The sequence below is a fragment of the Bacteroides faecis genome, from assembly GCF_020091505.1.
In the GTDB taxonomy this organism is placed as follows: Bacteria; Bacteroidota; Bacteroidia; order Bacteroidales; family Bacteroidaceae; genus Bacteroides; species Bacteroides faecis.
This window is the reverse complement of the sequence record NZ_CP081916.1, coordinates 1-18,059: the sequence shown is the minus strand read 5'-3', so window position 1 is coordinate 18,059 and position 18,059 is coordinate 1. Positions and strand designations below refer to the sequence as shown.

The following is an 18,059-nucleotide window of genomic DNA, read 5'->3' as shown; positions in this document are numbered from 1 at the left end:
ACAAACATGAAACTCCAAATAAATTTATGTGCGTTGGCTCTTCTTTTAATGATTCCGTTTACAGCCATGGCACAGTCTAAAACAAAAGCGAAAGCAAAAGCTAAAAAAGAAGTAGCGATTCAACTCTATTCTGTCAGAGATATATTGAATAAGGTAGACAATAAGGATGGTAAATGTGACGCCGCTTATATTACTCTTCTGAAGAACTTGGCGAAAATGGGATATACCAGTGTGGAAGCCGCCAATTATAATAATGGAAAGTTTTACGACAGAACTCCCGGTCAATTTAAAAAAGATGTTGAATCTGCCGGACTGAAGGTTTTATCCTCACATTGCACAAGAGGATTGTCGAAAGAAGAATTAGCTTCCGGTGATTTTTCAAGTTCACTTCAATGGTGGGACCAGTGTATTGCTGATCATAAAGCTGCCGGTATGAGTTACATTGTAGCTCCTTGGATGGATGTGCCTAAAACACTTAAGGAGTTGGATACATATTGTGCTTATTACAATGAAATAGGCAAACGTTGCAAACAGCAGGGGATGTCGTTCGGATACCATAATCATGCTCATGAATTTCAGAAGGTAGAAGATAAAGTGATGTATGATTACATGATTGAGCATACCAATCCTGAATATGTTTTCTTCCAGATGGATGTTTATTGGGTAGTTCGCGGGCAAAACAGTCCGGTCGATTATTTTAATAAATACCCCGGTCGTTTTAAAATGTTCCATATCAAAGATCACAGAGAAATCGGACAGAGCGGAATGGTTGGTTTCGACGCTATTTTCAAGAATGCAAAGACGGCTGGTGTGAAGCATCTTGTTGCAGAGATAGAAAGCTACAGCATGCCTGTGGAGAAAAGTGTCGAGGTAAGTCTGGATTATTTGCTGGATGCTCCCTTTGTGAAAAGCTCATACGCTAAATAAGGATTGATCTTCGGAATCTCCAGCAATAGCTTTGTTGCTTGAGATAAGGCATAAAAAAAAGTCTGTGCATGCTTTAGCATGTCAGACTTTCAATTCTCTCTAGGCTGTTCTGAATTATTCAGCTACAGCTTCAGTTGCAGTGCTATCTGCATTCAAAGAGTCAGCTGCCTGAGCTGCTGCTTGTTCTGCTTCAGCTGCTGCTGCTTCTACAGCTGCAATTGAGTCAGCGATGCGGATAGAATCTTGTTGAGCTTTTGCTGCGTCAGCTGCTTTGTTACCACAAGATGCGAATGATACTGCTACGATAGCTACGGCCATCAAAACTAATTTTTTCATTTTCTTTGCTTTTTAAAAACGTAATACAATCAATTGCTTTATTAAAACGCTGCAAAGTTATGTACTTTTTCAATACGTTGTTCTCGAAAAGCCAACTATTTTTATATTTTTTTTTAGAAGCTTGTTATATTACGCCTTTATTCCATGTTTTAAAACATACTAATCGACAGCTATACTGTTATATAGATACCTTTTGATGCTTCTTTTCGGGGTCTTCTCAAATTCCGTGGGATAAAGCTGAATCTTGCTTACTTTCTCATAAGCAGCTACATTATTATTTAAGTTTTTCAGATTCTCATCCATAATGGTTTTCAGGTTATCCGGGTTGTTCAGTCCGAGGGAGTCCAATGCTTCGTAATCTGCATAAACCAGTGCTACCAGCTTCTTGTTACGTTCGATAACGAGGCTTTCAAGGATAAATGGCAGGTTGTTGAGTTTGGCTTCCAGTTCTTCGGGGAAGATATTCTGTCCGCTCGAACTCAGGATCATGCTCTTAAGTCGTCCGCGGATGAAGATATTTCCGCTGGCATCCATCGTGCCGAGGTCGCCGGTGCGCAGCCATCCGTCTTCGGTGAATACTTCCTGTGTGGCTTCCGGATTCTTGTAATACCCTACCATCACGTTTTCACCGCGTACTTGAATTTCTCCGGTTTCCGCTTCCGGGTTTTCCTTGTAAATGCGTGCCTCCATAATATCCAGTACTTTGCCTGAAGATCCCAATACAAATTCATTCCAGGGGGCATAGCTGATCAGCGGTCCGCATTCAGTCATACCATAACCGATGGTGAAAGGGAATTTTATTTTGTAGAAAAACTCTTCCACTTCCTGATTCATGGCAGCGCCTCCGATAATGATTTCCTTGAAACGACCGCCCAGGGCATCTATCAGTTTTTTGCGTATCTGATTGTAAATCTGGGTGTCGAGCAAAGGAATACTTAGTGCCCACTTCATACCTTTTTTATTTATGAGTGGCTGGATGACATTCTTATATATTTTCTCGATCACCAGCGGAACTGTGATGATCAGGTTCGGCTTGACTTCTTCAAAAGCCTTCATGATAATTTTGGGAGAAGGCGTTTTACCGAGCAGGGTGACATGAGTTCCGACGGCGGTTGCGGTCAGGAAGTCGAAGGCACAACCGTAGGCATGTGCCAACGGCAGAAAAGAAAGTACTTTATCTCCCTTTTTAAGTAACTCGGTACGGATGCCGAAAGTGACATTGCCGGCAAGATTGTTGCCTGTCAGCATTACACCTTTACTAAAACCGGTGGTTCCCGATGTGTAGTTCAGCAGCATAACCTTGTCATTGGACAACGTCGTGTATTGGACGTCTTCGCGCGTGAATCCTTTCGGATATGCAGCGTGCATTTCATCGTTGAGGTGTACCAGAAACTTCTGGATGGTTTCTCCATCCCGCTGATAAAGACAGCGGAAGTCGGTGAGCGAAAAGACTCCGCGCAGTCCGGTCAGCTTTTCTTCTTCCAGGTTTTCCCAGATATTGTCGCTGGTAAACAGGAAGACGGATTCGGAATGATTGACGATGTGGTGCACATCGTTGGGCGTAAAGTCCTGTAGAATAGGGACGATGATGGCTCCGTAGGTGATGGTTGCCATATAGGCGATACACCAATGGGCATTGTTTTTGCCGATAACGGCTATTTTATCTCCTCTTCGCAGGCTGCAATATTTGAAAAGCAGGTGTATGCGGGCGATTTCTTCGGCTACCTGGCCATAAGTATAATGAACGGATTCACCATAATCGGTATAGCAAGGTAAATCCCAATTTTCCCGAAAACTATTTTCGTATAGTTTAATGAAATTCTCTTTAATCATTGCACGTTTTTTAGTGAATTGTGCAAAAATAGGAATAAACTTTCGTATCCTAAAGTGTTTTACTAATAATAATGTGTAACTTTGCAGGAAATATGCGTTATAACAGATTATGATAGATACCACTGTATTTCAAAATAAGACAGCCGTTTATTATACGTTAGGCTGCAAATTGAACTTTTCAGAGACTTCAACTATCGGAAAAATCCTGCGGGAGGCAGGAGTCCGGACTGCACGTAAAGGGGAAAAAGCAGATATCTGTGTGGTAAATACCTGTTCGGTGACGGAGATGGCAGATAAGAAATGCCGTCAGGCTATTCACCGTTTGGTAAAGCAGCATCCCGGAGCTTTTGTGGTAGTGACCGGCTGCTATGCACAGTTGAAACCCGGTGACGTGGCAAAGATAAAAGGAGTAGATGTAGTGCTGGGTGCCGAGCAAAAAGGAGACTTGCTTCAGTATTTGGGTGACCTTCATAAGCATGAAGAGGGAGAGGCATTTACTACTACCACCAAAGATATCCGTTCGTTTTCACCTTCGTGTTCACGTGGCGACCGTACCCGTTTCTTCCTGAAAGTACAAGACGGATGCGATTATTTCTGTTCCTATTGCACCATTCCTTTTGCCCGTGGACGCAGTCGTAACGGTACCATTGCCTCTATGGTGGAGCAGGCGGAACAGGCTGCTGCCGAAGGTGGAAAAGAAATAGTGCTGACTGGAGTGAATATCGGAGACTTCGGTAAGACTTCCGGCGAAACTTTTTTTGATCTGGTGAAAGCACTGGATCAGGTGGAAGGCATTGAACGCTACCGTATTTCCTCCATCGAACCTAATTTGCTGACCGATGAAATCATCGAGTTTGTTTCCCGTTCCCGTAGATTTATGCCCCATTTCCATATTCCCTTGCAGTCAGGTTGCGATGAAGTGCTGAAGTTGATGCGCCGTCGTTATGATACAGCCCTCTTCGCTTCTAAAATAAAGAAAATCAAGGAAGTGATGCCCGATGCTTTTATCGGGGTCGATGTAATAGTAGGTACGCGCGGAGAGACGGAAGCGTATTTTGAACAGGCTTATCAGTTCATTTCCGGATTGGATGTGACACAGTTGCATGTGTTCAGTTACTCCGAACGTCCGGGCACACAGGCTTTGAAGATAGATTATGTAGTTTCGCCGGAAGAAAAACATCAGCGTAGCCAGCGGCTACTGGCGCTTTCGGATGAAAAGACGCAGGCTTTTTATGCCCGTCATATCGGGCAGACCATGGAGGTATTGATGGAAAAATCGAAAGCGGGTACCCCCATGCACGGGTTTACCGCCAACTATATCCGGGTGGAAGTAGAGAATGATGAATCATTGGATAATCAGATGATTAACGTTCGGCTGGGAGAATTTAATGAAGAGATGACAGCGCTTAAAGGCACAATTCTGATGAATGATGAAGTCTAGATTTATTTATTGGCTGGTATATAGCGGGATGTGGCTGTTTTCGGCGCTTCCCTTCCGCATGTTGTACATACTTTCGGATTTTAACTACCTGTTGATGTATCGTGTAGGAAGGTATCGGCGGAAAGTAGTGCGGGAGAATCTGAAGAAGTCTTTTCCCGAGAAAAGCAAGGAGAAAAGATTGCAGATAGAACGTCGTTTCTACCGTTACCTTTCGGACTATATGCTCGAAGACTTGAAAATGCTCCACATGTCACCCGAGGACCTTTATCAGCGGATGACCTATAAGAATACGGAACAATATCTGGAACTGACCGAGAAATACGGCGGAATCATTGTGATGATTCCTCATTATGCCAACTATGAATGGCTGATCGGGATGGGAGCGATCATGAAGCCGGGAGATGTACCGGTACAGGTCTATAAACCTTTGAAAGATAAGTATCTGAACGAGTTATTCCAACGTATCCGTTCCCGTTTCGGAGGATATAACATTCCGAAACATTCGACGGCACGCGAAATTATCAAGTTGAAGCGCGAAGGCAAAAAGATGGTAGTCGGCTTGATTACGGATCAGTGGCCCAGCGGGAATGAAAAATACTGGACGACCTTTCTGGGTCAGGAAACCGCCTTTCTGAATGGGGCGGAGCGTATCGCGAAGATGATGAACTTCCCTGTGTTCTATTGTGACCTGACAAAACCCGGCAGGGGGTATTGCATAGCTGAATTTAAGTTGATGACAGAAAAGCCGAAGGAAACAAGCGAAGGAGAAATCACGGAAATGTTTGCCAATTACCTGGAACAGACGATTCGCAGGGAGCCGGCTTATTGGCTGTGGTCACATAAACGTTGGAAAGCTTCTAAAGCTGAATGTGAAAGGGGGTGATGATGAAAGTATCGGTAGTTATTCTGAATTGGAACGGGCGCGATATGCTTCGTACTTTTCTTCCGTCTGTGGTCCGCTATTCGAAGAGCGGGCAAGTAGAAGTCTGTGTAGCCGACAATGGCTCTACGGATGCTTCTGTGGAGATACTCCGGGAAGAATTTCCTTGTGTCAGAATCATTGTGCTCGATCAGAATCATGGCTTTGCGGATGGATATAATCTGGCTTTGCAGCAGGTCGAAGCGGAATATGTGGTACTTCTGAACTCCGATGTTGAAGTGACGGAACATTGGCTCGAACCGATGATCTCCTATTTGGATGCTCATCCGGAGGTAGCCGCCTGTCAGCCGAAGATCCGAAGCCAGCGGCAAAAAGAGTATTTTGAATATGCCGGAGCAGCCGGAGGATTTATTGATAAGTACGGCTATCCCTTCTGTCGCGGGCGCGTGATGGAAGTTGTTGAGAAAGACGAGGGGCAGTATGACACAATCCTTCCGGTTTTCTGGGCGACGGGGGCCGCCCTGTTTATCCGCCTTGCAGATTATCGTGAAGCAGGAGGACTGGACGGACGTTTCTTTGCTCACATGGAAGAGATTGATTTATGCTGGCGGTTGCGTTCCCGTGGTCGGAAAATAGTTTGCATTCCTCAGAGTACGGTCTATCATGTCGGCGGGGCAACTCTTAAAAAGGAGAATCCCCGTAAGACTTTTCTGAATTTTCGTAATAATCTTGTCATGCTCTATAAGAATCTTCCGGATGAAGAGTTAAATAAAGTGATGCGTATCCGGGCTTGTCTCGATTATGTGGCAGCATTCACATTTCTGCTGAAGGGACAGTTGGACAACGCCCGTGCGGTGATGCGCGCCCGGAAAGAGTATAGGCAGATTTGTCCTTCATTTTCTTCTTCCCGTAAAGATAACTTGCGAAAAACTTCTTTGAATCCAATCCCTGAACGGATAAAAAGTAGTATCTTGTGGCAGTTTTATGTGGGAGGGTGCAAAAGATTCTCTCAATTGTCGGATTTAAAAGGATAACAAAATGGAATCAAAAGTAAGAAGAGGCATCGGGCTGGTAGCGCATGATGCTATGAAAAAAGACCTTATCGAATGGGTACTGTGGAACTCGGAACTGTTGATGGGAAATAAATTCTACTGTACAGGTACGACGGGTACTCTGATTCTGGAAGCACTGAAGGAGAAGCATCCTGAAGTGGAATGGGATTTTACTATTCTGAAATCGGGTCCTTTGGGCGGTGACCAGCAGATGGGATCGCGTATTGTGGACGGTCAGATTGATTATCTTTTCTTTTTCACTGACCCTATGACACTGCAGCCGCATGATACGGATGTAAAAGCGTTAACCCGTCTGGCAGGTGTTGAAAATATAGTTTTCTGCTGTAATCGTTCTACTGCGGATCATATCATTTCCAGCCCTCTGTTTATGGACCCCGATTATGAACGTATTCATCCGGACTATTCCGGCTATACGAAGAGGTTCGAAAATAAATCCGTGGTAACGGAGGCGGTAGAATCGGTGAATAAAAGAAAAAGAAAAAAGAGATAGGTCGCTTGTAGACTGAAATCATACTTATAGTGCAAGGCTGCTTCATTGTTTTGAGGCAGCCTTCTTGTATATGGACCTGATCTTCTGGAAAGTAAGCGCAGCTCGGGACTTGCTGTCCTTTAATAAAGTGTGTCCTTCCGATCGCTATTATCGTAGATGAGAATCCCCCTATATAGGAGGGCAGAGAAGGTCGCTGATGCCTTGCTCGTGCCACGCCTTTGGCACAACTGTGCCATCGCGGTGTCACAACTGTGCCAAGCGCTTGGCACAACCGTTCCCTATGGGTTGGCACAACCATTCCCATAGGTTGTCACAGTTGTTCTATCAAGTTGGCACAATCGTTCCGCCAGATTGACACAGGCGGTTCAATTATAGGTAATCGTGATTATCTGCTGCAATGCAGTTCTACACCGGCTGAGTCTATATCTGCCCCCATCGGTGGATTCCGTTTGGAAAGGCGAAGTTCTATTTCTTCGATAGCAGGAAATTCTGTGAGCAGTCTTTGGGCTATTCGTCCGCATACATGTTCCAGCAATTTGGAGGAGACGGACATTTCCGCTTTCACAGCTTCGTGTATGTCGGCATAGCTGACTGTATCCGATACATTGTCTGTTTGGATAGCCTGGCTGATATCTACCTTCAATCTCAGATTGATAAGATATTCATTTCCAATGATATTCTCTTGTGGCGCTACTCCATGATAGGCGAAGCAGCAGATGTCTTTCAGCAAAATATAGCTGTTGTTTATCTTCATGTCTTTTTATTTTATAAAAAAGTAAAGGTATGGCTTTATCTGTGAGAATCTAGTCATCAACCATGTTAGGTGAATGCGGGTTTTAGTCCCATGGCAGACGTCGTGCGATGTCTATGACATGGGGAACCTCTTTATTCAAAGGTTCGCCGTTCAGTACCGTTTCATATTTCTTTAAATAGGCTTCTGCCATTACGCTTGAATTGAATAAATCTCTGGCATATTCGTGGCAGACTTTCGGAGAATACTGTGCTGACTGTATATGTTCCGCCATTTCCTGTCTGTGAGTAGTGAGAAAACCTACTTCCGGTGGAACAAGTTCGGGCAGTGCCCCGTAGGGAGTGCCGAAGACGGGAGCTCCGAAATAGAGAGATTCTGTTATAGCCAGGCCGAAAGGTTCGTGCCATGTGACGGGGAAGATCAGTCCTTTCGATTGTTCAATAAATCCTTTTTTCTTCGAATCGTCTACCATTCCATGAAAGTGAATTCGTGGATTCCACGTAAAGCGGAAGCCCATTTTGAGGTTAAGGCGATAACCGCCTAAAACGTCCAGCTGTGCATTTTTTATACTTTCGACGACGGCGATGGCTCCTTTCATGTTTTTGACCTTCCAGGCTGCTTTGCCCAGAAAGTGATAGTTCTTTCTGGAGAGGGTGAGATTGGCGGGGCCATAATCGTCCCAGTCCAGTCCGTTGTATACGAATGATTCACTTCCAAGTCTTTGCGCATGGTTGCGTGAGACAAAAACAATGTTCCGGTCTGCATTGGCAGGGATTCCATTGCCGTGGATGGTCAGTAGGTGTGGCTTGGTAATTCCATCGGGAACGGGAATGTTGAAATGCACGAGGTCCGTATCTGCGGGGATTTGGGCATTTAAGTTTCCGGCAGGATCGAGTTCTATTACTTTTGCAAAAGGACAATAAGAGCCTTTTCCTGCGATGAAGGTAACTTTGTGTCCGCGTTTATCCAGTTCCTTGCCCAGATACCACATTACTCTTTGAGTTCCGCCGTATTTTATTGATGGAATCTTATCTCCTAAGACAATTGTAATATTCATTTGTTTTTGATCTATAGTTCTTTGGAGCAAAAGTAGTAATTTATTTGATAATTGAACTTAGAGTTAATAAAACTTTGGCTTGTACTATGTTTTATTATTTGACTTTTAATAAATCCTTCTGTGCTACCAGCTGTGGAATAATCTTAAGCAGGATAGGAGTAAAGAGAACACAAATGGCGAGTGTCAGCAGGAGCAGTACGCTTGCTTCTGCCCAGCCATTATGGATATAGTGCGAAACCACCGGGCTTACAAAATGTATAATCGGACCATGAATGCTGAGCGTGATTATGGAGTATCGTCCCAGATAAGAAACGATGCTCATTCTTTTTATTTTCTTACAGATCAGCATAATCATAAAGATTCCGGCAAAGGCAGCGGTGTATACCTGAAATATGTTTCCGGGGTAATTGTTGGTTCGCATTCCCGGTGTGGTAGCGGTGAAGTACATCACGACCAATGCCAGCAGAACAAACACAGGGATCGTCTTGTCGAACCGATGGCTGGGAAACAGGAAGAAATTATACCGGCGAATCCAGAAACCTGCCGCATAGAAGGGGAGGGCAGTCATCGCAACATCTATATATAGAGGAAGTTCTATGTGCAGTTTGCCTAAAAAGAATCCCGTACATCCGGTCAGTATAGTCGCTGCAAACATAAGGGGTAAATGCCTTTCACGCAGATAGTGAATCAGATAGAACAGGATATTGCAATTGAACAGAGCCAGCAAAAACCAGATGGGGGGATTGAACTTGATAAGGTCGTGTCCGTGAAAGACAAACAGTAATTCTTTCCACGATACGGGTAGGTGGAAAGTCCCCGGTGCGATTTTCCAGACAATATATTTTAGCAGGAAGGCGCTGACATAAAAGAAGATAAAGGGAATGATTAACTTATTTATCTTTCTGACAGTGAAACCGGATAATCCCTCGTAAGGCTTGAAGAAAATTCCTGAGATAAAGAAGTAGAGAGGCATACGGAAGCAGGATAACATAGAATGCTTGTCAAGCTGGTCGAAAGCGCCTCCGATATGCGCCATCACTACCAGAATAATGCAGACTCCCTTGGTTAAGTCTACAAAATCCATACGCTGATTCTGATTATCTGTCATTTATCTTGCTTTGCGTTTCTGCGCTGCAAAGATACTTGAATAATTGGAAAAAGAGGAATGAAGGGAAATAAACAATCGTCTTATGGAAGAGAAAGGGATGTGGCAAAATGCTCATCTGATTTTTTTCAGGCACGGACGACACGGATAGACACGGTTTTAAGAGATAGACTATCAAAACCGTGTTCATCCGCGTCATCCGCGCCTGAAAATATCATCATCATGAATCGTTGATTCTGTTTTTTGATTCTTTCTACAGACAGTGGAACTTCTCTCTTTATTTCTTAGGAGCCCTTCCGGTGTATTTTATCAACTCTCGTATCTTATCATTGAGTCCTTTTGCTTTCATCAACTGCTCCAAAGTAAGATGCATCCGGTAACGCCAATAATTGCGCGGATTGGATGGTACATTAATCCGTTCTTCCTGGACATTCGGATTTCTCCATTTACCGTCAATACTCAACCAGTCTTGCAGTGACAAAATACAAAGAATGGAATTGCTTTTCAGATGATTGCGTACTATCTCTTCGCACAATTCGGGAGTGGCAACTGTCGGTGCAGTTCCGTAATGTCCAAGCATCGTGTTATAATAACGCTGTGTCTGCAAATAATCTTCTTCCCACCAGCCGCGCAAAGTTGACATGTCATGAGTGGAGATAGTGCAGACAGACCGATATGGATATTCATTTAAATATCCGAACTCGTGCATCGGATTCTTAGGCATCCGCTGAATCTCCAGACTGAGGATACGAAGGTCATTCATGACGGATGGAACGCAGTCCGGAATCATTCCTAAATCTTCTCCGCAAACCAGCATGCGTGTCGATTGTGTCAGTTGTGGCAACTTCTTCATAGCCTGCTGGCGCCAGAATTCATTGTGGCGATGGTAATAATACTGATCGTATAACTTGTTAAATGCATTCTGTTCCTGCTCACTAAGTGAACGGAAAATAAAGTCGCGTTGTATTCCGATGCGGGGATGATATTTATCTTTTTCCTTTGTATCCGGCACGAACAGGACATCACTGATCAATGTATACAGCCCATCCCGAATCCAGATACTGTTTTCATCATTCTTTCCTGCAAAGAAGCTTTCCACCTTCCGTTGAGTTTCGAATTCCGGTTTCATGTGATAGACACCGGATGTCTCGGAAGGACTGAGAAATGTTTGTTTCACATAATCGGTATGCGGGCCGAATATCTGTCCGAGAAAGGATTCATGAATATAGGGCATCAGATATTCCTCCCGGAAGGGAAGGCCGTAACTTTCGATTTCTTCCTTACTCATAGGGATGGAGGGAACGAACTGTCCCAGCAATCCATGCACGGCATGCATCGGGATTTCCCAAATACGGAAGAAACCAAGAATATGGTCAATCCGGTATGCATCGAAGTATTCCGCCATTTTCTGAAAACGCTTCATCCACCAACGATAACCATCCTTTTCCATAACGTCCCAGTTGTAGGTAGGAAATCCCCAATTTTGTCCGTTTACAGAGAAGTCGTCGGGAGGGGCGCCCGCTTGTCCGTTGAGGTTGAAGTAATGCGGTTCTGTCCATGCTTCCACACTATTGCGGCTGATACCGATCGGAATATCTCCTTTGAGTGCGACACCGTGTTCGCGGGCATATTTCGTAGCGGCTACCAGTTGCAGGTGCAGATGAAACTGAATATAAAAATAGAGTGCGATATGCGGATAATCTACAGATTCCGGCTGACACATCTTCTCTATATCTTGAGCATTATAAACAGCATGTCTGGGCCATTCGCGGAAATTAGGCGTCTGGAAGGCGTCGCGCAAATAACTGAAAACCGCATAAGGCTGTAGCCATTCCTTGTTGGCTTCAAAGAATTCTCCAAACTCTTTGGAAGCCAATACTTTTTTTCCTTCCTGCTTGAAGATCAGGCGGAAGTACTCCCATTTGGTTTGATTGACAGCTTCATAATCAATCGCCGGCAGACTGTTAAGTTCTTTCTGTCTTTGATTGAACTTGGCTGAGGCTGCCTTATCTTTTAATGTCCCCATCTGCTTTATATCCGCATACATCGGATGGAAAGCATAAATGGAAATACTGTTGTAAGGATAAGAATCGGTCCATGCATGAGTCATGGTAGTATCATTGATCGGTAATATCTGTATTACCTTTTGTTGGGTACTTACGGCCCAGTCAATCATACGTTTCAAGTCTCCGAAGTCTCCTACTCCGAAACTTTTCTCTGACTTCAGTGAAAAAACAGGAATCGCTATACCGGCTCCCTTCCAGACTGGAATATCGAAATAAGCATATCGGTCGGAGATGACCAATGTCTCATTTGTTTTTAACTCCGGGTCGGCAAGATAACGGTTGGGATTGTTTTCCCAGCAGTCCGCTTTCTTTTCTTCTTTATGATAGAGTATGAACTTGTATTCCAGCGGGAATTTCAGCTTACTTGCATCCAGTTCGATCTGCCATTCCGGAAAGTTTGCGTCGCTCATAGGGATAGCTTTGTCCGGGTCCCAGTTTCCTAATGCTTTCTGGTTTCCGCAGATAGCCAGGCAGTAGTCTTTGTTGATGCGTGGGGCGTATGCCTTGATCACCAGCCCTTTTTTATGGCAGGGAGGAACCTCCGCTCTGTCGGGATGAGCTAGTAAGGCTTCCGTAAAGGCGGAACTGTAGAAGTAGACTTGCTCGGGGATATTTTTCCAGCAGTCTTTGATCTGATACTTCTTTTTAGAGACACCGGATAAAAAGAGGCGTCTTGGAAAACTGTCCCATTCTTTACGGATGATGAGTTGGTTTTGTTCTATCTGGTAGCTGTAATTGATGGTCATTCCTTCTTTGGGAACTTCCAGTTCCACGTCTGCCGTCCAGTATATGCCGTCTGTGGTATGCATGGGGACGGATTCCGGCAGTAGCCCGGCAATCCTGACTTCTTCTCCCCAACTGGTACGATATTCGATATTAAATGATACAGTCATATATATTAGATTTTGATTGGATACTAATGACTATGCAAGTATAAGACATTTTTTTGGATAAAAAATAAAAGGAGCCGTTTTCGGACTCCTTTTAATCTTTTGTTTATATATTAATTAACATACGACCGATGTTAACCGCATCTGGAAGCACCACAAGTGGTACAGATCAGACAGCCTTCCTGATAGACCAAAGTTTCATTGCCGCAATTCGGACATTTCTTCCCTTTGGCTTCCGTTCCGTCCTGGATATATTTCTTCAATGCACGTTCTACACCGTTTTTCCAAGTATTGATACTTTCACTGTTCAGTTGCAGAGAACCTACCAGTTTGATCACCTGTTCAATCGGCATCCGGTAACGGAGTACGCCGGAGATCAGCTTCGCATAGTTCCAGTATTCTTTGTTGAACTTCTCTGACAAGCCTTCGATAGTTGTCTTATATCCGCGTTTGTTTTCGAACTGGAAGTCATAACGCTTGGTTCCGTCTTCGTCTACATTCTTGATGATACGTCCGGTAGTCACGCTCTTCGGCAGCAAGATACCTTCATCGTCATCCTGCAAACCGGTGAATATCTCGTAAGGATGTCCGTCCAGCAGTCCTACGAAGGCCACCCACTTTTCTTTGTTGTTCTGGAAACGGACCACGTCAGCTTCCAGTACTCTTGGGCGTGTCTCCACTACCGTAGGCGGTTTGCAAGGAGGAAGTTCGGCTTTCTTTTCCGATTTGGTTGAAATCAAGACTCCCGAACGTGAACCGTCGCGGTATACCGTACATCCTTTGCAGCCGGATTTCCATGCTTCCACATATAAGCGGTTGACAAGGTCTTCGTCTACATCGTTCGGAAGATTGATGGTTACGCTGATAGAGTGGTCCACCCATTTCTGGATTCTTCCCTGCATCTTCACTTTCATCAACCAGTCTACATCATTGGAAGTAGCTTTATAATAAGGTGACTTGGCTACCAATTCATCAATTTCTTCCTGAGTATAACGTTTGGCGGGATCGTATCCGTTAGCTTCCATCCAAGTCACGAACTTGTGGTGGAATACGATATATTCTTCGAATGCGTCGCCTGTCTCGTCAACAAAGTCAACATGTACGTTCGTATCATTCGGATTTACTTTTCTTCTACGCTTGTAAACAGGCAGGAAAACCGGTTCAATACCGGAAGTCGTCTGTGTCATCAGACTGGTTGTTCCTGTAGGAGCAATCGTCAGACAGGCAATATTACGACGACCGTATTTCTTCATTTCTGCATACAGTTCCGGATCAGCTTCGGCCAGACGCTGAATGAACGGGTTGTTCTGTTCGCGTTCGTTGCTGTATATTTCGAAAGCACCACGTTCTTTAGCCATTTCAACAGAAGAGCGATAGGCACCGAGAGCAACTGTTTTGTGTACTTTCTCTGAGAATTCGGTCGCTTCTTCCGTTCCGTAACGCAATCCCAAAGCAGCAAGCATATCGCCTTCCGCAGTGATACCTACACCCGTACGACGGCCTTGAGCGCTCTTCTTGTAGATTTTTTCCCACAATACACGTTCGGCACGTTTCACTTCTTCGTTTTCAGGATCGGCGTTGATCTTATTCATGATCCGTTCGATCTTCTCCAGTTCAAGGTCGATGATATCGTCCATGATGCGCTGAGCTAAAGCCACGTGTTTGTGGAATAGATCGAAATCGAAATAGGCATCCGGCTTGAACGGATTTACTACATAAGAATACAGGTTGATGGCCAGCAGACGGCATGAGTCATAAGGACACAATGGAATCTCGCCGCATGGATTGGTCGATACCGTCTTGTAACCTAGGTCTGCGTAGCAATCGGGCACAGACTCACGGATGATGGTATCCCAGAACAGGACACCGGGCTCTGCTGATTTCCATGCGTTATGCACAATCTTCTTCCATAGCGTGGAAGCATCTATTTCTTTAGTGACAGTCGGATTTTCCGAATCGATCGGATATTGTTGTATATAAGGTTTCCCTTCAACGGCAGCCTGCATGAAAGCATCGTCCAGTTTGACGGAAACATTGGCTCCGGTTACTTTACCTTCCGTCATCTTGGCATCGATGAAAGCTTCCGAATCCGGATGTTTGATAGACACACTCAACATCAATGCACCGCGGCGACCGTCCTGGGCAACTTCGCGGGTAGAGTTGGAAAAACGCTCCATGAACGGAACGAGACCGGTAGAAGTCAGTGCTGAATTTTTAACGGGAGAACCTTTCGGACGGATATGAGATAAGTCGTGACCTACTCCTCCACGTCTTTTCATGAGCTGTACCTGCTCTTCGTCTATTTTGATGATAGCGCCATAAGAGTCTGCTGCGCCGTCTACTCCGATTACGAAGCAGTTGGATAGTGAAGCGACCTGATAGTCATTACCGATACCCGTCATCGGGCTTCCCTGTGGAACGATGTACTTAAAGTGATCCAGCAGATCGTACAGTTCCTTGGCTGTCAATGCATTCGGATACTTTGCTTCGATACGCGCTACTTCATTGGCAATTCTCCAATGCATGTCTTCCGGGGATTTTTCATAGATGTTTCCGAAAGAATCCTTTACTGCATACTTGTTTACCCAAACCCTTGCAGCAAGCTCGTCGCCTTGGAAATATCGTAAAGATTCTTCGAAGGCTTCGTCATAAGAATAAATTTGTTTTTCCACGATCCAATGTGTCTTAGATTTTATTATTTAATAAGTAATGTGTAGAAGTTTACTTATCACTAACAAATGTGGTTGCAAAGCTAAGAATGTTTTTTCATCTATCAAAATAAAAATGAAACATTTTATCAACAGACTTTAAGTTTTCCGTTTGTTATTGTTAAGTAATTGATTAACAGTTGAATTTGTGTTTTGTTCACGGCTTTAAGTTTTCCAAAAAGAAAATTAGAATCTTTCATTGGATATAGCGAAATAATATTTCTTTTTATATCTTTGCAAAAAAAAGATATGTTTGAGACCGTAAAGAACAGAAGGACAGTCAGGAAATACTTGCAGAAAGATATTGCTCCTGATTTGTTAAATGATTTGCTCGAAACCTCTTTCCGTGCTTCTACGATGGGAGGGATGCAACTTTATAGTGTTATTGTGACCCGTGATGCGGAGATGAAAGAGAAACTTTCTCCCGCTCATTTTAATCAGCCGATGGTAAAAGGAGCGCCTGTCGTGCTCACTTTTTGTGCCGATTTTCGTCGCTTTAGTAGATGGTGTGAGCAGCGAAACGCTGTTCCGGGCTACGATAATTTAATGTCTTTTATGAATGCGTCAATGGATACTTTATTGGTGGCGCAGACTTTCTGTACCTTGGCAGAAGAAGCAGGATTGGGGATTTGCTATCTGGGCACGACTACTTACAATCCGCAAATGATTATCGATACGCTTCAATTGCCTGAACTGGTGTTTCCTATTACGACTATCACAGTAGGTTATCCGGATGGTACTCCGGTACAGGTAGATCGTTTACCTCTGGAAGCTGCCGTGCATCAGGAAGTCTATCATGATTATACTCCCGAGGACATAGACCGCCTGTATGAGTACAAGGAGTCGTTACCGGAAAATAAACAGTTTATAGAAGAAAACAAGAAAGAAACTTTGGCTCAGGTATTTACGGATGTACGTTATACAAAGAAAGATAATGAATTTATGTCTGAGAATTTACTGAAAGTGCTTCGTCAGCAAGGATTCTTATAATAAGTATTAGGTATTAAGTATCAGGTATTATCCATGCGGATTGCTCCGCTTTGCTTTATGCAGCTACGGTTAATACCTGATACTTAATACCTGATACTTGAATTATTTCTTCTTCAGTAGTGATTCTATTTCCTGTACTTCAGCCTGGAAACTCTTGTCTACTTCCAGTTGACCTTTCACGGTTTTGCAGGCATGCAGTACTGTTGCATGGTCTTTGTTGCCAATGAACTTACCGATCTTCGAAGTCGAGAAGTCCGTATAATTTTTAGCCAGATACATTGCAATCTGACGTGCCTGAACCACTTCTCTTTTTCTGGATTTGGTGTGAATAGCCGAAGCTTCCAGGTCAAAGTGTTTGCATACAACTTTCAGAATATCGTCAATGGTTACTGCTTTTGTTTCGTTGTGAACTACGCCGTGTACAATATGTTGGGCTAAATCCAGGTCTATTTCTTTATTGAAAATAGTAGAACGTGCCATAATGGCGATAACGATACCTTCCAGGTCACGTACACTCTCATTTACATTTTCAGCGATATAGTCGATCACTTCCGGTGGGAATTGTAGACCGTCGCGGTGTATTTTGTTCCGCAAAATGTTTTTGCGGAGTTCGACAGTCGGTTTTTCCAGTTCCGCCACCATTCCCCATTTAAAGCGCGTTAACAGACGTTCTTCCATTCCCTGCAATAATACCGGAGCACGGTCAGAAGTCAGTATAAGCTGCTTTCCGTTTTGATGTAAGTGATTGAAGATATGGAAGAATGTATTTTGAGTTTTTGTTACTCCGGCAAATTCCTGAATATCATCAATGATTAATACATCAATCGTTTGGTAGAAGTTGATAAAGTCGTTAGTCGTGTTGTTACGTACAGAGTCTGTATATTGCACTTGAAACAGATGCGCCGAAACATACAGTACTCTTTTATCGGTATATAATTCTTTAATTTTAGTACCGATCGCGTTTGCCAGGTGTGTTTTCCCCACTCCGGATGCTCCGTAGAGGAACAATGGATTGAAGGCAGTACCTGCTGGATTTTGCGCAACCGCTTCTGCTACGCTTCTTGAAAGTTTGTTGCTGTATCCTTCTATAAAGTTCTCGAAATTGTAATTCGGATTCAAGTGCGGGTCTAAATCCTGAACAGCCGGAGCTTTCAGAAAGCTGGGCGCCTTGTTGCCGTTGGTGATACTTTTAGGGGTAACAGCTGTAGAACGATTGCTTGCTTCGAGATTCACGGTTTGATTCGGAATCGAAGTCTTGTCGACCATGACGTTATACATCAACTTGGTGCCTTCGCCAATAGCTTTGTACAATGTCTTTCGTAGCAAATCCACGAATTTCTCTTCCAGTATTTCATAGAAAAACTGGCTCGGGATCTGTACGATCAATGTTTTGTCCTCATATTTTAATGGAACAATCGGAGCAAACCAAGTATTATATGTCGTCTCTGGAACATTGTCTTTAATCACTTCGAGACAGCGGTTCCAAAGTACAACATGATTTGATTCAATCAT

Annotated in this window: 14 protein-coding genes; 6 read left to right on the top strand and 8 right to left on the bottom strand. The window is 43.9% G+C overall.

The genetic code is table 11. The annotated features are described in order from the left end of the window. Positions 1-6 precede the first annotated feature (6 nt). Positions 7-927: a sugar phosphate isomerase/epimerase family protein gene (locus tag K6V30_RS00500; RefSeq protein WP_029425709.1), complete on the top strand. Its 921-nt coding sequence runs from the start codon at positions 7-9 to the stop codon at positions 925-927. A gap of 114 nt (positions 928-1,041) precedes the next feature. Here the strand turns inward: K6V30_RS00500 and K6V30_RS00495 are convergent, their stop codons facing one another. Together K6V30_RS00495 and K6V30_RS00490 are read right to left on the bottom strand one after the other, a co-directional pair. Next, positions 1,042-1,263 (bottom strand): hypothetical protein, encoded by a 222-nt coding sequence (locus tag K6V30_RS00495; protein ID WP_008763944.1) that lies wholly within the window; start codon positions 1,261-1,263, stop codon positions 1,042-1,044. Positions 1,264-1,422: 159 nt separating this feature from the next. Beyond that, complete coding sequence (locus tag K6V30_RS00490; protein WP_055271540.1) at positions 1,423-3,096, bottom strand: long-chain fatty acid--CoA ligase; 1,674 nt, start codon at positions 3,094-3,096, stop codon at positions 1,423-1,425. 109 nt (positions 3,097-3,205) lie between these two features. On the opposite strand from K6V30_RS00490, the gene mtaB reads away from it, so the two are divergent. The 4 genes from mtaB to K6V30_RS00470 are packed head-to-tail and all read left to right on the top strand — an operon-like array spanning position 3,206 to position 6,980. Then, positions 3,206-4,537: a tRNA (N(6)-L-threonylcarbamoyladenosine(37)-C(2))-methylthiotransferase MtaB gene (mtaB, locus tag K6V30_RS00485; RefSeq protein ID WP_055271539.1), complete on the top strand. Its 1,332-nt coding sequence runs from the start codon at positions 3,206-3,208 to the stop codon at positions 4,535-4,537. After that, positions 4,527-5,420, top strand: a complete 894-nt coding sequence (locus K6V30_RS00480; protein ID WP_055271542.1) for a lysophospholipid acyltransferase family protein — start codon at positions 4,527-4,529, stop codon at positions 5,418-5,420. Before mtaB ends, K6V30_RS00480 begins: the two co-directional genes overlap by 11 nt. A 2-nt stretch (positions 5,421-5,422) precedes the next feature. Next, entirely contained in the window at positions 5,423-6,451 is a 1,029-nt protein-coding gene (locus tag K6V30_RS00475) for a glycosyltransferase family 2 protein (RefSeq protein WP_081030962.1), read from the top strand. 4 nt (positions 6,452-6,455) lie between these two features. Continuing rightward, positions 6,456-6,980, top strand: coding sequence for a methylglyoxal synthase (locus K6V30_RS00470; RefSeq protein ID WP_010539386.1), 525 nt, complete (start codon positions 6,456-6,458; stop codon positions 6,978-6,980). 385 nt (positions 6,981-7,365) lie between these two features. Here the strand turns inward: K6V30_RS00470 and folB are convergent, their stop codons facing one another. From folB to K6V30_RS00445, 5 genes are all read right to left on the bottom strand, one after another. Then, the gene (gene folB, locus K6V30_RS00465; protein ID WP_022302028.1) at positions 7,366-7,734 is read right to left on the bottom strand and encodes a dihydroneopterin aldolase; all 369 of its coding nucleotides are present in this window, start codon (positions 7,732-7,734) and stop codon (positions 7,366-7,368) included. Between the two features lie 82 nt (positions 7,735-7,816). Beyond that, positions 7,817-8,788 (bottom strand): glycosyltransferase family 4 protein, encoded by a 972-nt coding sequence (locus tag K6V30_RS00460; protein ID WP_055271534.1) that lies wholly within the window; start codon positions 8,786-8,788, stop codon positions 7,817-7,819. 94 nt (positions 8,789-8,882) lie between these two features. Next, positions 8,883-9,896: an acyltransferase family protein gene (locus K6V30_RS00455; protein ID WP_010539383.1), complete on the bottom strand. Its 1,014-nt coding sequence runs from the start codon at positions 9,894-9,896 to the stop codon at positions 8,883-8,885. A 274-nt stretch (positions 9,897-10,170) separates the two neighbouring features. Further along, on the bottom strand, positions 10,171-12,852 hold the full coding sequence (locus tag K6V30_RS00450; RefSeq protein ID WP_010539382.1) for a 4-alpha-glucanotransferase: 2,682 nt from the start codon (positions 12,850-12,852) through the stop codon (positions 10,171-10,173). Between the two features lie 131 nt (positions 12,853-12,983). After that, entirely contained in the window at positions 12,984-15,521 is a 2,538-nt protein-coding gene (locus tag K6V30_RS00445) for an adenosylcobalamin-dependent ribonucleoside-diphosphate reductase (protein ID WP_055271532.1), read from the bottom strand. 285 nt (positions 15,522-15,806) lie between these two features. Between K6V30_RS00445 and K6V30_RS00440 the strand changes: the two genes are divergently transcribed. Beyond that, positions 15,807-16,547: an NADPH-dependent oxidoreductase gene (locus K6V30_RS00440; protein WP_010539380.1), complete on the top strand. Its 741-nt coding sequence runs from the start codon at positions 15,807-15,809 to the stop codon at positions 16,545-16,547. A 102-nt stretch (positions 16,548-16,649) separates the two neighbouring features. On the opposite strand, the gene dnaA is transcribed toward K6V30_RS00440, so the two are convergent. Continuing rightward, on the bottom strand, positions 16,650-18,059 hold the full coding sequence (dnaA, locus tag K6V30_RS00435; protein ID WP_010539379.1) for a chromosomal replication initiator protein DnaA: 1,410 nt from the start codon (positions 18,057-18,059) through the stop codon (positions 16,650-16,652).